This window comes from Natrinema versiforme, from assembly GCF_005576615.1.
Classification (GTDB): domain Archaea; phylum Halobacteriota; class Halobacteria; order Halobacteriales; family Natrialbaceae; genus Natrinema; species Natrinema versiforme_A.
The window spans coordinates 1,060,385-1,083,026 of sequence record NZ_CP040330.1; the positions used below are offsets into that span (position 1 = coordinate 1,060,385).

The 22,642-nt window shown below is 65.9% G+C and carries 19 protein-coding genes; 5 read left to right on the plus strand and 14 right to left on the minus strand.

Annotated elements, in window-relative coordinates; translation table 11 throughout:
* Nucleotides 1-2: 2 nt before the first annotated feature.
* The 5 genes from FEJ81_RS05220 to glpA form a co-directional block, all read right to left on the minus strand.
* Entirely contained in the window at nt 3-2,093 is a 2,091-nt protein-coding gene (locus FEJ81_RS05220) for a hypothetical protein (protein WP_138244283.1), read from the minus strand.
* Between the two features lie 80 nt (nt 2,094-2,173).
* Nucleotides 2,174-3,346, minus strand: a complete 1,173-nt coding sequence (locus tag FEJ81_RS05225; protein ID WP_138244284.1) for a Cdc6/Cdc18 family protein — start codon at nt 3,344-3,346, stop codon at nt 2,174-2,176.
* On the minus strand, nt 3,346-4,692 hold the full coding sequence (locus FEJ81_RS05230; RefSeq protein ID WP_138244285.1) for an anaerobic glycerol-3-phosphate dehydrogenase subunit C: 1,347 nt from the start codon (nt 4,690-4,692) through the stop codon (nt 3,346-3,348). Before FEJ81_RS05230 ends, FEJ81_RS05225 begins: the two co-directional genes overlap by 1 nt.
* A gap of 136 nt (nt 4,693-4,828) precedes the next feature.
* On the minus strand, nt 4,829-6,133 hold the full coding sequence (gene glpB / locus FEJ81_RS05235; protein ID WP_138244286.1) for a glycerol-3-phosphate dehydrogenase subunit GlpB: 1,305 nt from the start codon (nt 6,131-6,133) through the stop codon (nt 4,829-4,831).
* Entirely contained in the window at nt 6,134-7,843 is a 1,710-nt protein-coding gene (gene glpA, locus FEJ81_RS05240) for an anaerobic glycerol-3-phosphate dehydrogenase subunit GlpA (RefSeq protein WP_138244287.1), read from the minus strand.
* A gap of 295 nt (nt 7,844-8,138) precedes the next feature.
* Between glpA and glpK the strand changes: the two genes are divergently transcribed.
* A complete protein-coding gene (glpK, locus tag FEJ81_RS05245) occupies nt 8,139-9,680 on the plus strand; it encodes a glycerol kinase GlpK (protein WP_138244288.1) in 1,542 nt (513 codons plus the stop codon).
* Nucleotides 9,681-9,682: 2 nt separating this feature from the next.
* Nucleotides 9,683-10,723, plus strand: a complete 1,041-nt coding sequence (locus FEJ81_RS05250; protein WP_138244289.1) for a hypothetical protein — start codon at nt 9,683-9,685, stop codon at nt 10,721-10,723.
* Between the two features lie 122 nt (nt 10,724-10,845).
* On the opposite strand, the gene FEJ81_RS05255 is transcribed toward FEJ81_RS05250, so the two are convergent.
* Both FEJ81_RS05255 and FEJ81_RS05260 read right to left on the minus strand, forming a co-directional pair.
* Entirely contained in the window at nt 10,846-11,298 is a 453-nt protein-coding gene (locus FEJ81_RS05255; RefSeq protein WP_138244290.1) for a response regulator, read from the minus strand.
* A gap of 224 nt (nt 11,299-11,522) precedes the next feature.
* The gene (locus FEJ81_RS05260; protein ID WP_138244291.1) at nt 11,523-11,822 is read right to left on the minus strand and encodes a hypothetical protein; all 300 of its coding nucleotides are present in this window, start codon (nt 11,820-11,822) and stop codon (nt 11,523-11,525) included.
* Between the two features lie 250 nt (nt 11,823-12,072).
* Here FEJ81_RS05260 and FEJ81_RS05265 point away from each other — a divergent pair, with 250 nt between their 5' ends.
* Nucleotides 12,073-12,753: an HAD-IIB family hydrolase gene (locus tag FEJ81_RS05265; protein ID WP_138244292.1), complete on the plus strand. Its 681-nt coding sequence runs from the start codon at nt 12,073-12,075 to the stop codon at nt 12,751-12,753.
* Nucleotides 12,754-12,803: 50 nt separating this feature from the next.
* Here the strand turns inward: FEJ81_RS05265 and FEJ81_RS05270 are convergent, their stop codons facing one another.
* On the minus strand, nt 12,804-13,772 hold the full coding sequence (locus tag FEJ81_RS05270; protein WP_138244293.1) for a hypothetical protein: 969 nt from the start codon (nt 13,770-13,772) through the stop codon (nt 12,804-12,806).
* A gap of 31 nt (nt 13,773-13,803) precedes the next feature.
* Nucleotides 13,804-14,166 carry a hypothetical protein gene (locus tag FEJ81_RS05275; RefSeq protein ID WP_138244294.1) on the minus strand — a complete coding sequence of 121 codons (363 nt, stop codon included), beginning with the start codon at nt 14,164-14,166 and terminating at the stop codon, nt 13,804-13,806.
* Between the two features lie 184 nt (nt 14,167-14,350).
* Between FEJ81_RS05275 and FEJ81_RS05280 the strand changes: the two genes are divergently transcribed.
* Nucleotides 14,351-14,686, plus strand: a complete 336-nt coding sequence (locus FEJ81_RS05280) for a hypothetical protein (protein WP_138244295.1) — start codon at nt 14,351-14,353, stop codon at nt 14,684-14,686.
* A 93-nt stretch (nt 14,687-14,779) separates the two neighbouring features.
* Nucleotides 14,780-15,817: a 4-demethylwyosine synthase TYW1 gene (gene twy1 / locus FEJ81_RS05285; protein ID WP_138244296.1), complete on the plus strand. Its 1,038-nt coding sequence runs from the start codon at nt 14,780-14,782 to the stop codon at nt 15,815-15,817.
* Between the two features lie 148 nt (nt 15,818-15,965).
* Here twy1 and FEJ81_RS05295 read toward each other — a convergent pair whose 3' ends face one another.
* The 5 genes from FEJ81_RS05295 to FEJ81_RS05315 all read right to left on the minus strand — a co-directional run bounded on the left by FEJ81_RS05295 (nt 15,966) and on the right by FEJ81_RS05315 (nt 22,615).
* Complete coding sequence (locus FEJ81_RS05295; protein ID WP_138244297.1) at nt 15,966-17,408, minus strand: oligosaccharide flippase family protein; 1,443 nt, start codon at nt 17,406-17,408, stop codon at nt 15,966-15,968.
* A gap of 21 nt (nt 17,409-17,429) precedes the next feature.
* On the minus strand, nt 17,430-18,842 hold the full coding sequence (locus tag FEJ81_RS05300; RefSeq protein ID WP_138244298.1) for a sulfatase-like hydrolase/transferase: 1,413 nt from the start codon (nt 18,840-18,842) through the stop codon (nt 17,430-17,432).
* A 94-nt stretch (nt 18,843-18,936) separates the two neighbouring features.
* A complete protein-coding gene (locus FEJ81_RS05305) occupies nt 18,937-19,944 on the minus strand; it encodes a polysaccharide pyruvyl transferase family protein (protein ID WP_138244299.1) in 1,008 nt (335 codons plus the stop codon).
* Between the two features lie 650 nt (nt 19,945-20,594).
* On the minus strand, nt 20,595-21,509 hold the full coding sequence (locus FEJ81_RS05310) for an alkaline phosphatase family protein (RefSeq protein ID WP_138244300.1): 915 nt from the start codon (nt 21,507-21,509) through the stop codon (nt 20,595-20,597).
* Nucleotides 21,506-22,615, minus strand: a complete 1,110-nt coding sequence (locus FEJ81_RS05315; protein WP_138244301.1) for a sulfatase-like hydrolase/transferase — start codon at nt 22,613-22,615, stop codon at nt 21,506-21,508. Before FEJ81_RS05315 ends, FEJ81_RS05310 begins: the two co-directional genes overlap by 4 nt.
* Nucleotides 22,616-22,642 lie beyond the last annotated feature (27 nt).

Genomic DNA, 22,642 nt, shown 5'->3' on the forward strand with positions numbered 1-22,642 from the left:
GGTTAGCGATGCAGACCGCCTAACGTGAGCGCGTTGATCCCGTCGTTCCACTGTAACGTCCCGTCGATTCGGATCGGTGCTTCGCTCCAGATGAGATACTCCTCGATATCCTCCCGATCGACCCGTGAGAACGACGTGTTCCCGGGGCTGAGATGACGGTCCGCAACCGACGGGAGCGTCGATTCCGTGGACGTACCAAGTTTGAATTCCTTGGTCGAATACGATTGAACGGCGAAGTCGAACTGGCCGTCCCCACACTGTTCGAGTTCGACAACCATCGGCGCACCGCTATCCGATTGGGCGATATCAGCTGACCCGTCGCCGACGATGAGGTACTGCTCACCAAGAGCCGAGTTCGTTCGAGCGATTTCGAGCGCGGCCCGAAGCGGAAAGCCGCAGTCGAGCAATCTGGCCATCGTCTCTCCGGCCTCGACGGCCCGATCGTTGACGACATCGGCGTACGTGCTGACACCCCCAAACGCGCCGCGTCGGGTAAGCGCCACCCCCTGATTATAAGACCGGCAGGCGTTCAGGAAGAAGACCCCGAGATCGACCGAATCGAGGGTCCGTACGTCGAGATCGCCGTTCGGACAGCGGATACCGTCCTCGGTTGCGTGACCGATATAATGAAAGAAGTCGTAGCCACCCTCGGTGAGTAGCTTGGCGAGTCGGTCCGTATCGACTCCGAACTCCGAGTGGACCTCGAAGGGGAGGACCTCACGACTGCCGTACGTACCGTCGAGGAGATCGTGTTCGTCGATCATCCGGGCATCGTTACAGACGAGCAGGATTTCGATCGATTCGTTTCTGGCGTCGCGGGCCAGTTGATTGCGGTATGCCTCGAGAGTCGCCTTCGAGGCCTGCTGGGGAATGCCGTCGCCGAACCAGGCGTGTTCGACGGACTCGTCGGTGACATCGGGAACGACAAACGAGGACCGGTCAGCGCCCGACGGCTGTGACGAGCGGCGGACGCCGGTGGCCGATCGAACCAGTCCCGCCGTATCATCAGGACACGGGACTGTTTCCGGCGGGCCGCCGCGTGAGTCTCGAACGACGCCGAGTTCGTTGATAATGTACGGTAACAGTTCGACAGTATCGGGATCGGCCGGCACGTGCGCAGTCAGCGGCCAGCGCGGCATGTGTGGTTCGAGCCGTTCATACGGTACGTCGAGATACCGCTCGAGTCGTTCTGGAAGATCGGCCTCGTAGATCTCCGCAAGGTCGTATGGCAACTCTTCTTCGAGTATCTGCCGCTCGTGAAGTTCGTATCGGAATATCCCCTCCGTCCTCGTGACGCATTCGAGGAAGAAGAATCGCTTCAACAGTCGGGCGATCGCGTCCTCGAATGCCTCGCCAGTCGGGAGTGATCGTTCGAACCGACTCGTTTCGAGCGTCGGCTGGGGACCCGGTTGTACCCTCGCACCGAGGAAGAACACGAGGGGAGCGGCCTGATAGAGTGACGCGTGATCCGGCGGCACGGTCAGCGTTACGTCACTGGCCGGTCGGTCGATGACAGCCGGAATCTCGAGTCGATCGCCCAGTTCGATCAGCGGCGGGTGGCCGCGCAACGTCGGCCACGTCCGTTCGGCCGAGATCGTCTTCAGTGCAGACGGCAGGGCGGAGACTGCCTCCATCATGGATTCGACATCGGAGGTGGTCGTTACCGTCGCTGCGGGACGTTCATGAAGCGATCGAATGCCCAACTCGATCCGAGCACTCCGGTCGAGCGAGATTCGAATCGACGTTAAGCCAATACTGATCGTCCCCGGGACATCGATTCGACAATAGAGTTTGATACGGCCGCTCAACCCGATGAACTGGGTTCGGTCCTCGAGGTGGACCGTTTCACCGGCGTCCAAGTTCGCCTCGGTCTGCCCCGTTGGTCCATGGATCGTAACGGAGTACAGTTGATCGAGAACGATCTCGTTCGTTTCGATCACGCAGGTCCTTTCGACGGGAAAACAGAACTCACCGGAATCGCCCGCATCCGGCGAGACGGACCCCGACGTTTCGATCCGTAAGCGGCGTTGTTCGATCGAGTCGTATATTTCCAGTCCGGTCGGGTCCGTCGTATCCTCGATCTCGATCGTCATAGCTCACTCTGTACGACTGCAACCATTCCTCCCCACGATCAAAAATGATTGTATCACTTAGACTGGGCAGGACGGTGTCGTCATTCCGAGTCACTCGTGGATGTCGTCGTCGAAAGCGACCGAAACGCGATCGTCGGGAACCGCGGCTCGACCGTACTCGGTCGTCGACCGCTCCCGGCGTCGGCGGTCGAGAGGGGCAGCCGTTCGATGACCCCGCGATCGGCGAGTTCGTAGAGGAATCGCTTGACCGTTCCGTCGGTCAGCGACGACCGATCGGCGATCGCGGTCGCGACCTCGCGAATCGGTCGGTCGGTCGATTCGATCTCGACGAGCGCCAGCAGCACCTGCTGGCGGGTCTCCGAGAGCGCGAGCGGGCGACCGACGTGGACGCCGTCGTCGGGTACGTCCGCCCGCGCCGTCTCGAGGTGACGGGGTTCGATCCGCTCGGCGTCGTCCTCGCTCGCAAGCACGGCGGCGCCGAACAGGGCCGCGAGCGCGTCGTGGGCGTTCCCGTCCGCCCACGCGGCGAGGTCGCGAACGGCGTCGTGATCGAGCGCGCCCGCCGCGAGCCCCGTCGAGGCGCGGTCGGTCACCACGTCGACGAGTTCGTGATCGCGGTAGGCCGGCACGGTGACGGCTGGCCCCGAGTGGTCGTCGGGCTCCCGATGGCCGACCGCGACGGTGGCAGTGCTGTCCGCGACCGGCGCGAGCAGTTCCCGGACCCGCTCGAGGCCGAGCGTCTCGGGTTCGTCGTGGTGGTCGATCGCGACGATCGCGTGCCGGTCCGGTCGAGCGAGGCCGTCACAGAGACGCTCGCGCAGATCGTCGGTGCCGACGCCGCTCTCGGGGACCCGTTCGCTCGAGATCCCCGAGAGCACGGCTCGGTAGAACGCGAACGCGCTCTCGACCCGCCGGCCGTCGACGGTGACGAACCACGTGGCCGGGTCGGTGCTGCCGCCCCGTGTCGTCGTGACGATCGCCCGACTCGAGCCGCCGAACTGGTCGTTCAACGCGTCGAACAGCGCGGTAACGACGGCCGACGTGCCCGACCCCGACGGACCGACCACCGCGACCGGTGGCGGCAACTCGCCCTCGAAAATCGGCTCGAGCGCGTCGAGCAACTGCTCTAACACGGGGCCGCGACCGACCGGTTCCGGTCGGTGGACGGCCGGGCTGAGCTGGTCGCGGTCGACGACGACGCGCCGGCCCTGTCGCGCCGATCGGCGGCGAGCGATGCGCTCCTGGAGGTCCATTACTGCGCGTTCGCCCCCGTCGCGTTCGCCCCCGTCGCCCCGACCAGCGCCGCCTCGAGCACCTCGAGGGTGTGTGTGATCTCGTAGCCGGTGCCGTGTTCCATCTGCATCGAGCAGGTCGGACACTCCGTGAGCCCCGTCTCGGCGTCCGCGTCTTCCATGTGATCGACCATTTCTTCCCCGATTTTCATGGAGGTTTCGTAGTTCTCCGCTTTCCAGCCGTACGTGCCGGAAATCCCCGAACAGGAGTCGCCGACATCGTGGGCTTCGACGCCGTCGATGTGGGCCAACACTTCGAGCGTCTGCCCGTCGAGGCCCTGATTCCGGGCGTGACACGGCGCGTGGTAGGCGAAGTCGTCGAACTCGTCGCCGACCGAGGTCCCCTCGAGTTCGGCCGCGAGGTTCTCGTGAACGCGGAGGTACTCGACGGCGTCCCACGTGTTCTCGGCGACGTCTTCGGTCCCCTCGAAGTCGAACAGTTCGGGGTACTCCTGCCGGAGCGACATCGAACAGGAACTACAGGAGGCGACGATGTCCGCGCCGTCCTCGAGCGCGGCGGCGAGTTCGCGCACGTTGGTCTCGGCCGAGCGACGCGCGTCCTCGAGCATCCCGTTGGCGAACATCGGGGTCCCCGAGCAGTGCTGGTCGGGGACCATGATTTCGTAGCCGAGGTGCTCGTAGACCCGCACGAGCGCCTTCGCGACCTCGGGGGTGTTGTAGTTGGCGTAGCAGCCGTGGAAGTAGGCGATTCGCTTGTCCGGGTTCGTCACCTGCGCGCCGCCCCGTTTCGTCCACCACTCGCGGAAGGTTTCCGTCGCGAACTCGGGGAGTTCGCGCTCGCTCGTGATCCCGAGGAGTTTCTCGCCGAGCCACTGCGTCGCGGAGAGGCCCATCATGAAGTTCGTCGTCCGGGGGAACATCGACCCCAGCGGGGCGAGCCGCCGGTAGTTGGCGAGGATTCGGTTGCGGACGTACTCCCGGGAGAACTTGTCCATCTGCTCCTCGACGTACTCGCCGCGCGCGGTGTTGTGCATCTGCGAGAGCGGCACGTCGGAGGGGCAGGCGCTGTCACAGCGCATGCAGTTCGAGCACTTCATCACCGAGTCGTCGATGTCCTGATCCTCCTGTCGTTTGAGCCGCCACTGCTCGGGCCCCTGGAACTTCGGCCCGGGGAACTCGTCGTCGACCTCGGCGACCGGACAGTTGGTGTCGCAGGTCGAGCACTTGTAACAGTCGTCCGCGCCCGGCCGGAGGTCCATCTCCTCGGCCTCCGGAAAGACCTGAATCGGTTCGAACTCGTCGTCTCCCGTTACCCCGTCGTCGGTCGGCCGTTCTGCGTCACTCATCGTATCACCTGAATCGATTGTCTACCGTGTCCGCCGTCGATCGCATCGATCGAGCGGGTCCGTTCGCCCGCCCGTCGTCGTCGTTCGAGTCCGTTACTGATGCTCCGCCTCGAGTCGTCCACGCCGTCTCCGCCGGTCATCGTTTCTCCTCCGCGGCACGCCGGCCTGCGACGTAGCCCGTCGCGAGCGAGACGCCGGCACCGGATTTCTCGGCCGCGAAGTCGTAGCCGCCCAGCACCGCGCCCGCTCCGCGCAGGTTCGGGAACTCGAGGCCGTCGTCGGCGTCGAGCGGGCGGAGGTCGCGGTCGACCGGCAGGCCAAAGCGCGCGTAGGGCTGGTCGCCGAAGACATCGTCGACGAACCAGTCGTAGCGGTCCGCGGCGTGGGGAACGTGGCAGTCGAAGATCGGTTCGAACACCCGTTCGCGCTCCGACTCGACCCCTTTGCCGACCAGCCCGCCGGTCGCGAGCACGTACTGGTCGGCCCGGTGGGGAATCTCGGTCCCGTTGCGGTCGACGACGACGTGATCGATCCGCGCGGGTTCGTCCGCGTTCGCCCCGTCCGCGTCGGTTTCGTAGTCGACCACCGGAACCCCCGTCGTCACGCGGACGCCCCGCTCCTCGAGCGCGTCGTAGAGCAGGTCCTCGAGTCGCATCCCGGGCAGGCTCGGCGGCCCCATCGGGACCTCGAAGACGTCGACGCCCAGTCGGTCCCCGAGGTCGGCCCTGACCGCGTCGGCGTGGTCGTCGCCGAGGACGGCGGGGAAGCCGACGCGGGATTCGCCCTCGAGGTGCGGGTCGACGACCGCGGCGAGGGCTTCGCGAGCGGTGGTCTCGCCGCGGTCAGTTTGGACCGTTTCGGGCCGGTCGAGCAGGTGGGCGTACCGCGTGATCTTCGCGTCGTCACGGACGATACCGGGGAACTGCACCGTGACGCCGCGGGCCTCGAAGGGCGCGCCGGCGGCCTCGAGGTGAGCGGCCGAAAGCGGCGCGTCGAAGTCCGGCAGCGTCTCGAAGCCGACGAGCAGCGCGTCGCGGTCGTCGCTCGCGAGGCCGTCGGCGGTCGAGACCGGATATCTGGCCGTCGGTTTGACCGTGCCGCCGTGGGTCGGTACGAGCGCGTTCGCGTCCGTGTGCCCCCCCTCGTAGGCGTCGCCGGCGATCTCGTCGAAAAAGGCGAGTGCCTCGCGGACCGCCTCGCCGCCCACCCGCTCGTAGGGGTGGCCGGCCGGCAGGTCCTCGAGCGCCGCGAACGGGTCCGCGAGCGGGCCGTCGCCCGCCGGCGCGTATCCCAGCACGTCGATCAGTCCGCTGGCGTGGCGGAGCGTGCTCTGTTTGGCCGAGACGAGTCGCACCTGCGCGCCCCGGTCCGCGGCTGCGAGCGCGGCGGTCGCGCCGGCGAGGCCACCGCCGATGACGAGGATGTCGTCCTCGATGGCCATTCAGCGGGCCCCCCGGGGGCCGTCGACCCGGTCCCCCTCGGTTCGGCCGCCGTCGAAGGCCGCGAAATCGACGTTCTCGCTCGCGCTCGCGGGGTCGCGATCCCGGTTCATCGTCGTCGCGTGCAGCGCGTAGTTGAGCATCGCCTGCGAGAGCTGTTCGCCCCACAGGGCGTGGCGTTCGCCCTTCCAGCGCTCCTGAAACAGTTCGTCCAGCGCCTCGCAGGCGGTCTCTTCGTCGTGTGTCGGGTGGAGTTCGTTCGCCATGTTCTGACAGCAAAAGCCGCCCTGACAGTTCCCCATCGAGGCCCGCGTTCGGATGCGGACCGCGTTCAGGTCCGACCCGGACTGCGAGATCGCATCTCGGATCTCCGCCCGAGTCACCCCCTCACACTGGCAGATCACCGGATTCGGCTCCTCGGTCTCGAGCACCTCGTTCGCTCGGCTGCCGAGTCGCTGCTTGCTCCGGCGGGCCACCGGCGAGCGCAGCCCGAAGTCGTCCATCCCGGCCTCGAGGGTCTCGATATTCTCGCTGCCGGGAAGGGGCTCGTCGGCGGTCGCGCAGGTCGCGTTCACGCCCAACTGCTCGCAGACGTGGTCCGAGATTTCCTCGGCCATCGCCCGGTAGGTGGTGAACTTGCCGCCGACGATGCTGGACATCCCCGAGACGCCGTCGCGGTCGGCGTGATCGAGCAGGAAGAAGTCCCGCGTGATGTCGGTCGGGTCCTGCGTGCCGGTTCCCGGCGGCTCGTACAGCGGGCGCACGCCCCAGAACGAGCGGATGGTTCGCGCTTCCGAGAGGATCGGCACCAGTTCCGAGAGCGTGTCGATCATCTGGTCGACCTCCCATCCCGCCTCGGGGTAGTCGTCCGGGTCCGAGACCTCCTCGTCGGTCGTCCCGAGGATGGCCGTCGTCTCGTGGGGGACGACGATGTCGGCGTCACCTTTCGGCCGGCAGCGGTTGATCACGGTGTCGACCTGCCGGACGTTCATGATCGTCATGACGCCCTTCGAGGGCCGGACCTCGATCTCGAGGTCGGCCATCGCGCCGATCTGACCCGCCCACGCGCCCGTCGCGTTGACGACGTAGTCGGCGGTGATCTCCTCCGTGGTTCCGGGGGTGGCGTGCGTGCGCTTGCCCGGACCCGAGTCGTGGCGCACCTCGACCCCGTAGATGTCGTCGCCGTCGCGCAGCAGGTCGATCACTTCGGCGTGGGTCTCGACGCGCGCCCCGTGGTTCTCGGCGTCGATCGCGTTCGCCACGCAGAGCCGGAACGGATCGACCGCGCCGTCGGGGACCTCGATCGCCCGTTTGACGTCGTCCGCGAGGTACGGTTCGACCTCGCGGGCTTCCGAGCCAGAGAGCACGCGGGCGGGGATCCCGCACTCGCGACAGCCCTCGAGTTTCTCACGGAAGTAGTCGTCCGAGTCCTCGGGGCGCTGGACGAACAGGCCGCCGGTCTCCTCGACGCAGTGGCCGGCGATCTCCCGGAGGATCTCGTTTTCCTCGATACACTCCGTCGCGCTGGCCTGATCGGAGACGGCGTAGCGGCCGCCGCTGTGGAGCAGGCCGTGCATCCGCCCGGTCGTCCCGTCGGTGAGGTTGCCCCGCTCGACGAGCGTGACGTCGAGACCGCGCATCGCCAGATCACGGGCGATGCCACACCCGGTCGAGCCACCGCCGAGGACGAGGACCGCAGTATCGCGTGCCATTCTGTCACTGACTGCTACGGCCACCCGCACCTTTATTTTATCGACGGAGAGAAAGCGGCCATACCAATCGGTCGCTATCGAATATTTCGCTCAGGTACTGTGTCTCGAGAAAATCGGTCATTGATCGCTTCTCTCCAGATACCAGCGAGTAACGCACTCGAAACGGCCGTTCTCCCTCTCAATTTGTGAAACGTCTCTTATGGATTCGATAACATTTATAATGATCGTCAAACTTGTTTACCAGTATCACAGCGTCGTCGGTAAAGATGGCGCGTGGACGTTTGGGTGACCACCAATGACAGCCAATACCTACGTCGGTGCGGTAGACCAGGGAACGACAGGCACCCGCTTCATCGTGTTCGATCACGAGGGGCAGGTCGTCGCGAACGCCTACGAAAAGCACGAACAGATCTACCCGGAACCCGGCTGGGTCGAGCACGACCCGATTGAGATCTGGGAGAACACCAAAGACGTCATCCGACAGGCGCTCGGGCAGGCAGGGATCAGCCCCGACCAACTCGAGGCCATCGGCGTGACCAACCAGCGCGAGACGACGCTCCTGTGGGACGCCGACTCCGGGCGGCCGGTCCACAACGCCATCGTCTGGCAGGACCGGCGGACCACCGACCGCGTCGAACAACTCGAGGAAGACGACCTCGTCGAGACGATCCGCGACAAGACTGGTCTCGAGGCCGACGCCTACTTCTCGGCGACGAAAGCCGAGTGGCTGCTCGACAACGCCGATCCGATCAAACTCGAGCGCTCCCGGCCCGAGGACATCCGCGACCGCGCGGAGAAAGGCGAGGTGCTGTTCGGCACCATCGATTCGTGGCTGATCTACAACCTCACGGGCGAGCACATCACCGAGGTCACGAACGCCTCGCGGACGATGCTCTACAACATCCACGACCTCGAGTGGGACGACGACCTCCTCGCCGAGTTCGACATCCCCAGAGAGATGCTCCCCGAGGTCCGTCCCTCGAGCGACGACGAGACCTACGGGACGACCGATCCCGAGGGCTTCCTCGAGGCCGAGGTGCCCGTCGCGGGCGCGCTGGGCGACCAGCAGGCCGCCCTGTTCGGCCAGACCTGTTTCGATGCCGGCGACGCGAAGAACACCTACGGCACCGGCTCCTTTTTCCTGATGAACACCGGCAACGAGGCCGTCGAGTCCGATCACGGCCTCCTGACGACCATCGGCTTCCAGCGCTCGGGCGAGGAGGTCCAGTACGCCCTCGAGGGCTCGATCTTCATCACCGGCGCGGCGATCGAGTGGCTCGAGGACATGTCGCTGATCGACAACCCCGCTCAGACGGCGGAACTGGCCCGCAGCGTCGACTCGACCGACGGCGTCTACGTCGTCCCCGCCTTCACCGGGCTGGGTGCGCCCCACTGGGACCAGCGCGCTCGCGGCACCATCGTCGGGATGACCCGCGGCACCCGGAAGGAACACGTCGTCCGCGCGACCCTCGAGTCGATCGCCTACCAGACCCGGGACGTGGCGGAGGCGATGGAGGCCGATTCCGGCATCGAGATGCGCTCGCTGAAGGTCGACGGCGGCGCGGTCAAGAACAACTTCCTCTGTCAGCTCCAGTCGGACATCATCGGCTCGGAGATCGTCCGCCCAGTCGTCGACGAGACGACGGCGCTGGGGTCGGCCTACGCGGCCGGCCTCGCCGTCGACTACTGGAGCGATCCCGACGAGTTGCGGAGCAACTGGCAGGTCGACGCGGAGTTCGAACCGAAGATGGACCCCGAGACGGCGGACAAGCGCTACGGCCGCTGGAGCGAGGCCGTCGAACGATCGCGCGACTGGGCGCGGGACGGTGAGGAGTAATCATGTTCGGGACGCTCCTCCAGGTTCCCGTCATCGGGATGGAGTTCGAAGCGTTCGCCGTCCTGCTGATCGCCGCCCTCGCCGGCGGCGCGTTCGGCGCGGCGCTGGGCGCGCTGCCCTCGTTCGTCTTCACGGGGTTCGTCGTATTCCTCGGTGAAGGACTGGGCGTCCTCGAGGGGGATCTCGCGACCGACATCACCGGTGTGATCGGCTTCGGCGCGGTCACCGGCCCCCACATCGCCTTCGCCGGCGGGGTCGCCGCGACCGCCTACGCCGGTCGGAAGTACCCCGAGATGGAGCCCGCCGACTGGGACTACCACTTCGGGAAGGACATCCTGTACGCGTTCGGGACCAAACCCGACATCCTCGCGGTCGGCGCGATCTTCGGCGCGCTCGGAATGCTCATCACCCGGGGAATGAACGGGATCGGCTTCCCCACGGACAACATCGCGCTGTCAGTCGTCGCAACGGCCTTCCTCGCGCGGATCGCGTTCGGCTACCCGCTCGTCGGCAAGGTCGGCGGCTCGAGCATCCTCGACATGTCGCCGTTCGAGCGCGAGGAGACGCGCGTGGCCGCCGACGGCGGCACCCAGACCGGGCGGCTGGCGACCGAGCCGTGGCTGCCACATCAGTACGAGTGGAGCGGCGTCACCGCCATCGGCATCGTCGGCGGCCTCCTCGGCGGCTTCATCTGGCTCGAGACGGGGAGCATCTTCATGGGCTATGCGATCTCGGCGATGAGTCTGCTCTTTCTCAACCTCGGCGTCGAGAAGATCCCGGTAACCCACCACATCACGCTGCTGGGATCGACCGGCGCGGTGATCGCGGCGTCGGCCGTCGGCAGCGACCCGGTCGTGTTGCTCGTCGCCGGCGCGTTCGGCGCGATCAGCGCCCTCATCGGCGAGGTGAGCCAACGGGTGTTCTATTCGCACTCCGGGACCCACGTCGACCCGCCCGCGATGGCCATCGCGGCGTTCATGTTGGTCCTCGGGGTCCTGTATCTGGCCGGGCTCCTGCCCAACGCGGGCTACCTCGGACTCTGAACGAATTCGGATTTCAACTGCATCCCGTCTTTCCGAGTTCCGGTCGAAGGGGTTGGATTATGGAGTGATTGAAATGTGTCTCGTGAGATGGTTTTCCTGAACGGTACGTACTGGTCAAAGACTTACTGATCAGTACGAACGATGGACAGTTTGAAATCTGCGAACTCCCGTACCACGTCGAGAAATTCGTCTGGATTGATCGGCTTTTCAATGACTGCATCTTCGTCTGCATCATGGTCGAGATCGCGGGATTCGATGATGTTTTCGTCCATTCCGGAGAGAACGATGACGGGAACGTCGTCCAGTTCGGGATGATGTTTGATCTCGTGCAGGACATCCTCTCCATCTACGCGCGGTAAGTTGAGGTCTAATAAGACAATGTCCGGACGCGGGGCGTCCGTGTATTCGTCTTGGCGATGAATGAAGTCCAGTGCTGCTTGGCCATCGGTAGTGGTATGCAGCTGGTTGTTAATCTGGCCGTCACGGAAGGCTTCTTCGAGAAGACGCACATCCCCTGGATTGTCTTCAATCAGTAATATTTGCGCATCATTCGCGGGTGACGGGCGGCATTCCATACCCGACTCAATTAGTGAGAAGGGATAAGCCGCTCGGCTTGCAGGCGGTCTGTTCGCACACGGTTACCGCGAGCTTCCGTCATCCGCTCAGAATCAGTCAGGAACGGCCTGCTGAATAGAGAGGATGAATTCAGCAGCTCAATCCCGTCCCTTTCAGCACTCGTGGTGAGTCCCCGTGAGAAAAACCCGTTTCAACAGCAGTGAATTCACACAGGTTTCCGCTGTCATCCGGTGATGAATTCAGGAGCGAAAGCCATCGTAGCGAACAGAGATCCAAGCACAACGAACGCTGTGAGTCGCAGGACACCAGCCGCCCGTCGTCGATTGTTCGGCAGGGACTCGGCAACTCCGGACAGGGCGGCCCCGACACCAATAAATAGCGCCCCACTGCCCGGTAAAGAATTTGCAACAACTGCGTAGTATCCGTAGGCACTGAACAAAACGAATGCGCCACAGAGCTGGACCACTCCAAAGAAACGACCAGAGGGTTCACTGAACACGATCTCGTTGATGATGGAGGGCATCTGATGTGTGATTCTTCCGTGAAAGATAAATATTGACTGTATATATGCTCCCTCTGCAAGGACTGTTCCATCTGCGCCGAGCAAGCGGTACCGATGATTCTGTCCGAGTTGCACACTGGGTTCAGCACGTCATTCTCGACATAATTCCTGTCTGCTAGAGAACGAATTCCAGTCAGATAACCGAAGACCATTCGGTCTCGAACACGCCCGAACCGACCCCTTTAGGTCGTCAAGCCCTCGAGTGACGGTTATGACCGCCGATCCGCCGCTCGTCCTCGACATCGACGGCACGCTGACCCGGCCCGAAGGCTGGGGCATCGATCCCCGCGTCTTCGACCCGCTGCGCGAGTGGGACGCGCCCGTCGTGATCGCGACCGGGAAGGCCTTCCCCTACCCCGTCGCCCTCTGTCACTTCGTCGGCATCCCCGAACTCGTCGTCGCCGAAAACGGCGGCGTCGTCTACACCGGCGACGACGTCTTCTTCACCGCCGACCGCGAGGCCGCCCGCGCCGTCGCCGAGGCCTACCGGGCCGCCGGCTACGACCTCGGCTGGGGCCGAGAGGACACCGTCAACCGCTGGCGGGAAACCGAGATCGCGGTCAACTTGGACCAACCCCTCGAGCCGCTGCGCGAAATCGCCGCCGACTACGGCCTCGAGGTGATCGACACCGGCTACGCCTACCACGTCAAGGACACCGATCCGACCAAGGGCGAGGGGCTCGAGACGATCGCCGATCACGTCGGGATCGACCTCGCGGACTGCGTCGCCGTCGGCGACTCGATCAACGACGTCTCGACGTTCGAGGCCGTGGGACGGAGTTTCGCCGTCGCGAACGCCGACGAGCGGGCGACGGCGGCCGCCGATGAGGTGCTCGAGGAGGTCCACGCGGACGGCACGCTCGCGGTGCTCGAGCGGGTTCGCGGGACGTAGCCGAAGCGGGTAAAGCAGGTATTCGGCCGCGAAAAGACGACTGCCGGTCGTTATTCGCCGCCCTCGAGAACGTCCTCGAGCCACTGCTCCGGGACGATTCGGAGCTGGTCGTCCGCCTGCAGGGTATCGGTCGTGAGGACGGCGAGTTCGGTTCCGGAGGCGACGGCAAGTCCGCCGCCGGCGACCGCGTCCCAATGGTTCAACACGGGATCGGGAACCGTCAGCAGGCGGTCGCCGTCGACCTCGGAACTGGCGACGTATCTGATCTCGTCGCCGTCCTGAATCGGATCGAACTGCCCCGAGACGATAACGGCGTCGTCGGCGTCGCGGATCCCCCAGAAGACCTCGGACCGCAGCGACAGGATGGTCCGATCGAACGCCGCCTGCGGGATCGGGATCTCGCTGCTGTGTTCGTCGAACGACGCCGCGCCGAGCCGTTCGTAGGTCTCGTGGGCTGGCTCGGACGCGGCGGACTCGCCCGCGGCAGCGGACTCGCTCGAGGCGTCGGCGAGTCGCTCCTCGTCGATTCCGGACTCGGCGACATCGGTCTGGTCGACGTTCGCTGCGTCGACCCCGCCGTCCCGATCGGGGCCCGAGTCCGCGCCCTCGATGTCGATCCCTGTGCCGGTGTCGACGACCTCGCTGGCCGCGTCGCCACCGTAGTGCTCGCCCTCGGTGTCTCCCGTCTCGAGGTTCCCGATGTCGGGCGTCGTATCGACGACATCGGTCGCGTCGATATCGGCTCGGTCGCCGGCGACCCGCCGCTGGTTGAGCGCGATCGCGACGAGGAGCCCGCCCGCCCCCAGCCGGAGGTAGCCGTTATCGCGGTCGCCACGTTGCAGCGCGCGGACGCCGCCGAGGAGGCTCGCGAACCCGGCGATGCCCGCCGGAACGCCCGAGCGGACGCCGCGCCGAACGGCCCCCAGCGCCCCGGAGATGGTTCCGTTGCCGAGTTTCGGGACGCGTTGCTCGGCCGCGGGACTGTCGTCGGTCTCGGCGGAGGTATCTCGTTGGCTCATACTCGTAGTGGTCGATGTCGTGTCGCGTGGCTCAACTCTCGGCGCTCGAGCCGTCCCCGCCCGTGCTGTCGGCGAACTCGTCGGTCTCCTCCTCGGCCGACGACTGGACGTCGTCCATGTCGAAGGTCGAACCGACCTCGTCTTCGTTGATCGCTCGGTCGAGCGTCTCCGTACTCGTCACCGTGCCGAGCCCCTTCTCCTCGACCGCGGACTGGATTTCGCCGGCGTCGATGGCCGAGTCGACGTTGCCGTCGTTCGTCGACGATTTCAGGGCTCGGCGGACGATCAGGTATCCCGCCAGCGCGGCGCCGCCGGAGGCGACGGCTCCCGGAACCCCGTAGCGTTTGTAGCCGAACGTGACCGCTTTCTTGCCGATGGTGTACGCGCCAATCATACCCGAGACTTGCGCCGGAACGGGCAAGAGGGCGAGGCTTTCGTACGGAAGCGGGAACGAGCGACGGGGGGCTGAAGACCGCGAACGGCCTCGGGAGCCGATCTCGGCTCGCTTTCCCAAATCGATATCGGCTCGACCAGACGGGTCTCAGAACGCTTTTCCCCTCGTTGTGGTAAGGTTCGGTATGGTTTCGCTGCAGGCGGTCGCCGTCGCCGTCGTCGGGTTCGCGATCGTCCTCGGCTCCGCCGTCGCCGTCTACCGCGACGCGACCCGACTCGAGTTCTCGAGGCCGGCGCTGTGGGCGGGATTCGTGTTCGCCACCTGCGGGACCGGGCTGGCGATGTATCTCGGCCCGCCGGACGTTCCGGTTCCCGGCCTGCTCGTGATCGTCATCGCGGGTCCGGCGCTGTACCTGTTCGAGCGGGACGACGCGAAATACGGCGACGAACCCGCCGACCCGCGCGCGCTTCCGGACGAGTCGGCCGGCGACTCCTCGAGCGAGCGGCGCGACGACGAGTAGTCGACCGGGTGGGGAGACGGGCCGGAGTCGGAGACGCGCCGGGCGGTCGCCACACCACACACCTTTTGACCGGGCCGGTCCAACGACGGGCAAATGAGCGATTCCGCAAATCCCGGGGCCGACGGCGCGAGCGCCGACACAGGCGACGACGCCGAGAGCGACGGCGGCGGGCCGGCACAGGTCTCGAGCCCGGATTACCACAGCGAGAACCACACGGCCGCCCAGACCTGCGGCTGGACGGCGAACGCCATGCGCGGCGAGGGCAAGTGTTACAAGAACATCTTCTACGGTATCGAGTCCCACCGCTGCATCCAGATGACGCCGGTCGTCCGGTGTAACGAGCGCTGTGTCTTCTGCTGGCGCGATCACCAAGGCCACTCCTACGAGATGGATGATGTCGCGTGGGACGACCCCGAAGCGGTGGTCGACGCCTCGATCAAACTGCAGAAGAAGCTGCTCTCGGGTTTCGGCGGCAACGAGGAGGTCCCTCGAGACGTGTTCGAGCAAGCGATGGAACCCCGTCACGTCGCCATCTCGCTGGACGGCGAGCCGACGCTGTACCCCTACCTCCCCGAACTCATCGAGGCCTTCCACGACCGCGATATCACCACCTTCCTCGTCTCGAACGGCACCCGACCGGAGATGCTTCGGGACTGCGACCCCACGCAACTGTACGTCAGCGTCGACGCCCCCGAGCGCCACACCTTCGATCAGGTCGTCGGCGCGATGGAGGACGACGCGTGGGCGAACCTCCTCGAGACGATGGACGTCCTCGCGGAGAAAGACGAGACACGAACCGTGCTCCGGACGACGCTCGTCAAGGGCGAGAACATGCACAGTCCCGACTGGTACGCCGGCTTCTACCAGCAGGCCGATCCCGACTACATCGAGTTGAAGGCGTACATGCACGTCGGCCACTCGCAGGGCCGCCTCGACCGGTCCGCGATGCCCGACCACGAGGAAGTCGTCGAGTTCGCCGAAGATGTCGGGGAGTACATGCCCGAGTTCGACGAGGTCAAGGGAGTGCCCGCCTCCCGCGTCGCGCTCCTCTCGAAGACGAAAGACACGTGGGTGCCGAAACTCCAGAAGGGCAGCGAGTTCTGGGAACGGGACCCCGTTACCGGCGACTGACCGCACGAACCCGGCCAGCATGGACCGAATTTCCGAACTGGCCCGACGTGCTCGCGGGGCTCGGGACCGAGTCCCGGACTTAGGACGGATTCTGGACGGCCGATCCGGATCGGGTCGCTGCGATCGGTGAGTACGTCGCGCGGAACCTCTAGAACTCGAGTCGCGAACTGCTGACGACGCCCCTGATCGTGACGCGGAGCTTTCTGCTGATGGCCGCCAGCGTGAGGCTGTAGACCGCCGCGCCCAGTGCGACGATCGCGAGGAGGTGGTACCAGTGGTCGACGGTGGCGGCGCGCTCGACGGGGACGATCACGGCGAACATCACGAGTCCGGCCGCGACCTGTTCTCCCAGCGTCCGCGGGAACAGGACGACCGACGAGAGTTCGCGTTTGATAACGATCGCAGAGAGGCCGTAACGGAGCGTTTCCGCGACGGCCGTCGCGACGACGACGCCGATCGCGCCGTAGGCGAGTGTCAGTGCCACGCCGAGGACGATGTTGATCGCGAGCGTCGCGGCCGAAATTCGGGTGTTGATGTCCGGCCGGTCGATCCCGTAGAGCACGCTCGTGAGCACGCCGGCCTGGGTCTTCGCGATCTGGTAGGCCGCGAGTCCGACGAGGAGCGCCGCGGCCGCGGCGTACTCGTCCCCGAACAGCGTCACGACGAGCAGTTCCGGCATCGCGACGGCACCGAAGAACATCGGGATCGCGATGATGCTCGTAAAGGAGAGGGTGTTCGAGATGTCGGGCCCGAGCGTCTCGCCCTCGCTGTGTCGGTGGCTCACGCGGGCCATCAGTCCGCTCGAGGCGGCCATCGTCACGAACGTCGCGGGCACCGTGAGCTTGAGCGCGACCTCGTAGTGACCGGCCGCGGCGGGTGCGAGCAGGTAGCCGAGCAGAATGATGTCGAACCGATCGTAGGCCTGTCCGAGAAACGAGTTCGGAATGCTGTACCGCGCGTACGACCAGAGGTTCGCGACGGTCTCCCGCGTCGGCGCGACCGGTCGCGTCCGGATGAAATACCAGAGGACCGGGACCGTCAGGAACGTCGCGGCGGCGAGTCCGTACGCCATTCCCGCCGCGCCCAACCCGAGCAGGATCAGGCCCAACTGGAGCGGGAAGGTAAGCAGCGACCGGAGCGTATCGGTCCACATCGAGGCCCCGACGCGGCCGCGCGCTTGGACGATCAGATCCAGCGGCTCGAAGAGCGTGACCGCGAACAGCAAGAGGACGAACAGGATCGGTGCCTCGGGGAGTCCCGTATAGGAGACGAGCCAACTCGAGGTGACGACGGCGACTGCAACGGCCAGCGCCATCCAGACGAGCGTGAACAGCCCCTGACTGCCGATCAGCTCTCCAGAGGGTGCATCGGCCTCCGAATATCGCTTTTTCACCGCCGTTCCCCACCCGTTGACCGCCCGGTCGGCGATCTTCACGAGCGAAAAGAGGAGGTAGTAGCCGCCGAACCCGGTCGGGCCGAGCACCCGCGCGAAGACGATCGTGCCGAGAAAGCCGATCGCGGCCATCGTGAACTTCGCGGCCGTCGCCTTGATCGTCTCGCCCCCGAGGCTGACGGACGTTGCGTCACTCATGCGTTCGTCTCGAGACCTCCGTCACAGATATCCCAGCTCCTCGAGTTGGGACTCTAGACCGCCCATATCCGCCTCGGAGAGTCCTTCGCGGCGCTCGAGGTCAGCGACCAGTTCCTCGAGTTCCGACTCGAGGGCCGCCGGCTCGTAGTCCCCGATCAGTTCAGTCCCGGACAGCCCCTCGAAGTAGTAACAGTCGGCCGTCACGAGTCCGTGGCGTTCGGTGTCGATCGAGGCGGCCTCGTATCCGTCCTCCTCGAGCGCGAGCGCCCGTCGCTTCGAGATCCCGTGGTACTCGAGCAGCGCGCTCGAGCGCGGCCCAGTGTCGACCGAGTCGCTCGAGCACAGCGGGCGGAACGACTCGCCGCGGCGGTGGGCCGACTCGACGCCGGCGAGATCGAGCACCGTCGCGTAGACGTCCAGCAAGTTCACGAGGGCGTCCCGCGTCGGTCGCTCCGCGCCGTCTGCGGTGGGGGTTCGATCGTCGGCGTTCGAGCCGGGCGCGGAGACGACGAGCGGGACCTTCGTCACCGGCGGGTGGAGGCCGCCGCCGTGTTGCCACGCGCCGTACTCGCCGAGCGCCTCCCCGTGGTCGGCGAGGGTCACGACGTAGTCGAACTCGGCGGCGAGTTCCGCGTAGATGTCGCGGTAGATGTCCGATAGGTACCGCACGGCATCGTCGTACGCGGTCCTGATACGCTCCGGATCGGCCGAGGGCTCCTCGAGCGTGGCTTTCACGCTGTCGAAGTGCGGTGAGTCCTCGTCCGGATGGGTGCGGTACTCGTCGGGCGGGTCGTACGGCAGGTGTGCCTCCATCAGATTCGCGAAGAGGAACTCGCCGTTGTGGGTCCACGACCGTTCTCGAACGTACTCCAGGAACTCCGCCGCGCCGTCGTCAGGGTGGCGTCCCTTCAGGCCCATATCCCGGAGCTTCATCAGGGCCCCCTGTTTCAGCGACTGGGTCGTATCACAGTCGTCGTCGACGCACCGCCAGAGCGCCCGAAGGTACCGCTCGGGGCCGTCGGCCTGGTGTTCGGCGATGAACTCGTCCCAGTCGAAGACGTCCTCGCCGAGGCCGCTGAGCCGCCAACCGCCGTCGAACTCGTCGAACCCGTGATGCCAGCCGAGTTGCTCCGAGATGTTGACGTTACAGCTGAACGCCCGCGTCCGGTAGCCGCGGTCCTGAAGGAGTTCGGGGAGGCGAGTCGTGTCCCGGTCGAAGTCCTGGGATTTGATCGTCACGCCGGCCTCGCTCGCGTATCGGCCGGTGAACAGCGAGGCGTGGGCCGGTGCCGTCCAGTGGCTCGTACTCCACGCGTTCGCGAACTGCACGCCCGGCAGCCAGTCGAAGTGCTCGTCGAAGGAATCCGCCCGCAGGGTGTCGAGCACGACGAGGGCGATGGATGGCTCGTCTCCCATGGTTGCGTGTCCGCTCATCCTACCAGCCCTCCGCCAAAGAACCTAGCCCCGGCAATAGAATCGACTGTGGGACCGCCAGCCGTCCGCCCGCCGAACGCGGGTACGGTCACGCTCACAGGACCGTCGTCACCCCCTCCTCAAGCGCCTCGACCTGTGCGTCTTTCTCCCGCTCGAGTTCGTCCATATCGAACCGGACCGGCTCGCTCGTGACGTCGCCGTCGATCGGGACCCGATCGAACAGGTTCGCTCGCGGCGTGTCGAAGTAGAACTGCGCCCGGTTGCCGTAGGTCAGCGCGGGGAGGCAGGCGTGGATCCGATCGGAACGAACCACGTCCGCGTTGGCGTAAAGGAAGAGGTAGTCGGCCACCTGATCGGAGACGAAGACGTTCTCGGCCTCGAACAGCGGCGTCTCGAGGCCGAGCAGTTCCCGCGCTCGCTCGCCGACCGGGAAGTGGTACGGTTCGTCGAAAGGGGCGTGATCGGGCCTGATGATCGTCGATGCGCCGTCGATGTCGGGCTCTTCCTGTTTGTCGAACGTGTGAACGTCGAATTCCCGGTTCGCCTCGGGCGGCCGGTCGCGGTCGCCCAGAAACAGCGAGCAGTCGATGCCGTCGTACAGGTACTCGACGAGGTCGCCGTACTCCTCGTAGGCGGTTCGATCCCGCGTGAGCAGGACCTCGATATCGAGCGCGTCGAAGACGGCCTCGACGTCCTCGCGCTCGGCCTCGTCGTACTCCTCGCCGCCCCCGCCGATGATGACGATCGGGATATCCCGCTCCCTGAGTCGGGTGAGCGTGTCGAAGTACTTCCGGAACGTCGGTCGGGAGAGCACACAGCCCGGGAAGACGGCCAGATCGGCGTCGATCAGTTCGCTGACGTTCATCACGTTCCGCCGGATCGAGTGTGTCGGCGACTCGTAGTCCGCTCCGGACCCGGTCATCCGTTCGAACTTTCGGGTGCCCCGCCACAGCGCCGCGGTGTCCGCCGCGTGGTTGGGATAGCCGCCCGTCTCGACAATCTCCGCGTCGGGGAACGCCCGCTCGAGCATCGCCCTCGCCCCGTAGTCGATGAAGCCGTTCCCGATGTTCGTCGTCCACGTCCGCAAAAGCAGGATTCGCATTGGGCCGTTCTCCACTGGAACGGGGCATAATTATGCGGAGGATACAGCCCGTACGCGACCGATTCGACGCCGAAGTGGCGGCTCGTCGATGACGGCCTCGAGCCGACGTGCCTCGAGCGGCCCGTCGAACGGAACAGTTTGTGAGCGGTTTCACACGGTAATCCGACGCTGACGGTTCCGTCCCAGCCCACGCGACGAGCGGGTACTCGCCTTTCCGTGACGGAAAGCGAATCCCACCCCGTAATCGCGGCCAGCGGAGAGGGGCAGTTTCGTACGTCTCGAAAATGCGACGAGTAGATTCGAAGTAGACGACGAGGGAGCAGCGACCGACATCGGCGTGGTTCAACTCACCAACCCGCCGTCTCTCGAGGCGAGCACCACCTTCTCTCGTAGAGCCCTCGGACTCGAGGGGACGGTTCTGAAGCCGTCTAGCCTGCTATCGTGGCGGCAGGGAATCACCACACCCTCCCCAGCCGATTCGTTCGCTCCTGGCCGTCGCTCACTCATCCCTCGCACAGTATCGACGGCTTCCCTCGCTAGCGCTCACGGGTCACTTCGTTCCCCGTTCACATTCGACGAGCTCCCTCCAGTCGCACCTCGCTTCGCTCGGTCAGCCGTCAGCGCGCGCCACAGCACGTCATCAGTAGCGGTCAGTCGAGATAGCCGAGTTCGCGCAGGCGCTCGGTCGGCATATCGATCCCCTCGTCGCCGTCGGCGGCCGTGCCCGATTCGGCCGCGCGTTCCTCGGCCCACCGGCGCACGTCGTAGACCGATTTCGGATGGGTGTCCGCCGTCGAACTCGCGTACGCGCGCCAAGAGTGACTCGCCGGCTTCTCGCCGGCGTCGGGCGGGTAGAACTCGGTTCGCATGCCGTGGTCGCTGACGACGAGGAGTTCGTCGTCCTCGCCGAGGGCGGCGACGATTTCGTCGACGAACTCACCGACGCGCTCGTAGGCGCGGCCCAGCGCGGCCTCGTCGTCGGCGTAGGCGTGGCCCGCCGCGTCCAGCGTGTGGACGTGGACGCCGGCGATCGAAACCGGATGTGCGAGCATCTCGCGGGCCCAGCCGAACTGCTGGGCGCAGAGCCCGAACAGTTCGCGCTCGAACTCGCTGCGGGGCATCCCCTCGGCGACGGCGTTCATCAGGTCCCAGGCCCGCTGGAGGGGTTTCCCGTCGTGGACGCCCGGCCAGTTGTGGACGACCGCGTCGTCGGCGTCGAACATCGACTCGCGGTCCGTCTCGCCGATGCGCTCGCGCTCGCCGGTTCGGGAGCGGACCAGTTTGCCGAGCGTCCCCCGCGTCGACTCGTCGAGGTGGCCGGTGACCGTCGAGGCGAGGTCGAGCGCGGGGTTTTGCCACTCGCTCGTGCCGCCACCGGTGATCCCGTGTTCGGCCGGCCCGAGCCCGGTCGCGACGGTCGCCCAGACCTCCGGGGTGTACGGAACCGCCTGCGTGTTCGCGAACGTCTCGATCTCGCCGCCCGACTCGAGGCGGACGGCGTCGAGGTCGAAGTAGTCGACCAACCCGGCGTCGAGCGCGTCGAGCGCCAGGACGACGACGGTCATGCGTAGCCCAGATCCTCCAGGTCTTCCTGCAGTGCTTCTTCCTTGACGACGTAGGCGGGATCGAACCGCTCGCGTTCCCGCTCGAGTCCGGGGTCGTCGACCGGTTCGCCATCCTCGAGTCGATACGTACCCTCGTCGGTCGCAATGCGTTCGGCGGTCATCGCGGCCTTTCGGTCCCCGTACGCGGCGAACGCGACATCGCGATCGAGCGTCCCCTGACGGTGCTCGCTTCCGGTCAGGATCGTCGGCACGTCGATCAGGGAGACGACCTCGCCGACGTCGGGGGCGTTGTGCGTCCCGAACGGGACGTTCAGCAGTTCGGGGCGCATCTCGCCGGGGTGACCCCACAGCCCGTCCTCGCCGAGCAGTTCGCCGTGGTCGCCACAGAAGACGACGCGCGTGTCGTCGGGGATCGCGTCCCAGAGAGCCTCGAGGGCCGCGTCGAGTTCGCTCACCTCCTGCCGGTAGAGGTCCCGAACGAGGGCCTCGTCTTCCTCGGAGCCGCGGTCCGAGAGGACGCGGCGGGTGACCCGCTGGGCCGTCGCCCGATCGACATCCGTGCCGTCGGGATCGTAGGGATGGTGGGGCTCCATGAAGTGCAGCCAGCCGAACCACTCCTCGCGGCCGTCGACCGCGGTGAGGAACTGGTCGACGACCTCGTCCGCGGGGCGGAACGACTTCTCGGTCTCCTCGACGTAGCTCCGGAGCTGCTGGTATCGGTTGTAGCCCCAACTGGCGACCTTGTAGGGAAGCGAGCCGCGCTCGAGCAGGATCGCGCCCTTGTCCTTCAGCGACTCGCCGCCGCCTTTCGGCGACGCGAACGAGTCGAACCCGGCCGCGTAGCCGTACTCCTGAGAGAGCAGGTGGTTCGTCGTAATCCCGACGCAGGGGACATCGAACTCGTGGGCGACGCTGGCCTCGGACTCGAGGCCGTTGCCGGCCGGGTACTCCCCGCCGATGATCGCCGGGAAGCTGCCGGGCGTCGCGGTGCTCGTGGCGAAGGCGGCGTCGTGGGTGTCGTCCAGAAAGTCCAGCGTTCGGGGCATGTACTGGACGTGATCGGTTCTGAGCGAATCGACCGTGACTAACAGGGTCGTGTCCGTCATGTGTTCTCCGTTCGAATCGAATTCGTT

Bases quoted from the DNA above. Each gene is read 5' to 3' on its own strand.
- FEJ81_RS05315 (WP_138244301.1), bottom strand. From the start codon at position 22,615: ATGACGGACACGACCCTGTTAGTCACGGTCGATTCGCTCAGAACCGAT.
- FEJ81_RS05295 (WP_138244297.1), bottom strand. From the start codon at position 17,408: ATGAGTGACGCAACGTCCGTCAGCCTCGGGGGCGAGACGATCAAGGCG.
- FEJ81_RS05305 (WP_138244299.1), bottom strand. From the start codon at position 19,944: ATGCGAATCCTGCTTTTGCGGACGTGGACGACGAACATCGGGAACGGC.
- FEJ81_RS05220 (WP_138244283.1), bottom strand. From the start codon at position 2,093: ATGACGATCGAGATCGAGGATACGACGGACCCGACCGGACTGGAAATA.
- FEJ81_RS05300 (WP_138244298.1), bottom strand. From the start codon at position 18,842: ATGAGCGGACACGCAACCATGGGAGACGAGCCATCCATCGCCCTCGTC.
- FEJ81_RS05280 (WP_138244295.1), top strand. From the start codon at position 14,351: ATGGTTTCGCTGCAGGCGGTCGCCGTCGCCGTCGTCGGGTTCGCGATC.
- FEJ81_RS05255 (WP_138244290.1), bottom strand. From the start codon at position 11,298: ATGGAATGCCGCCCGTCACCCGCGAATGATGCGCAAATATTACTGATT.
- FEJ81_RS05310 (WP_138244300.1), bottom strand. From the start codon at position 21,509: ATGACCGTCGTCGTCCTGGCGCTCGACGCGCTCGACGCCGGGTTGGTC.
- FEJ81_RS05265 (WP_138244292.1), top strand. From the start codon at position 12,073: ATGACCGCCGATCCGCCGCTCGTCCTCGACATCGACGGCACGCTGACC.
- FEJ81_RS05275 (WP_138244294.1), bottom strand. From the start codon at position 14,166: ATGATTGGCGCGTACACCATCGGCAAGAAAGCGGTCACGTTCGGCTAC.
- glpK (WP_138244288.1), top strand. From the start codon at position 8,139: ATGACAGCCAATACCTACGTCGGTGCGGTAGACCAGGGAACGACAGGC.
- glpB (WP_138244286.1), bottom strand. From the start codon at position 6,133: ATGGCCATCGAGGACGACATCCTCGTCATCGGCGGTGGCCTCGCCGGC.
- twy1 (WP_138244296.1), top strand. From the start codon at position 14,780: ATGAGCGATTCCGCAAATCCCGGGGCCGACGGCGCGAGCGCCGACACA.
- FEJ81_RS05260 (WP_138244291.1), bottom strand. From the start codon at position 11,822: ATGCCCTCCATCATCAACGAGATCGTGTTCAGTGAACCCTCTGGTCGT.
- FEJ81_RS05250 (WP_138244289.1), top strand. From the start codon at position 9,683: ATGTTCGGGACGCTCCTCCAGGTTCCCGTCATCGGGATGGAGTTCGAA.
- FEJ81_RS05230 (WP_138244285.1), bottom strand. From the start codon at position 4,692: ATGAGTGACGCAGAACGGCCGACCGACGACGGGGTAACGGGAGACGAC.
- FEJ81_RS05270 (WP_138244293.1), bottom strand. From the start codon at position 13,772: ATGAGCCAACGAGATACCTCCGCCGAGACCGACGACAGTCCCGCGGCC.
- glpA (WP_138244287.1), bottom strand. From the start codon at position 7,843: ATGGCACGCGATACTGCGGTCCTCGTCCTCGGCGGTGGCTCGACCGGG.
- FEJ81_RS05225 (WP_138244284.1), bottom strand. From the start codon at position 3,346: ATGGACCTCCAGGAGCGCATCGCTCGCCGCCGATCGGCGCGACAGGGC.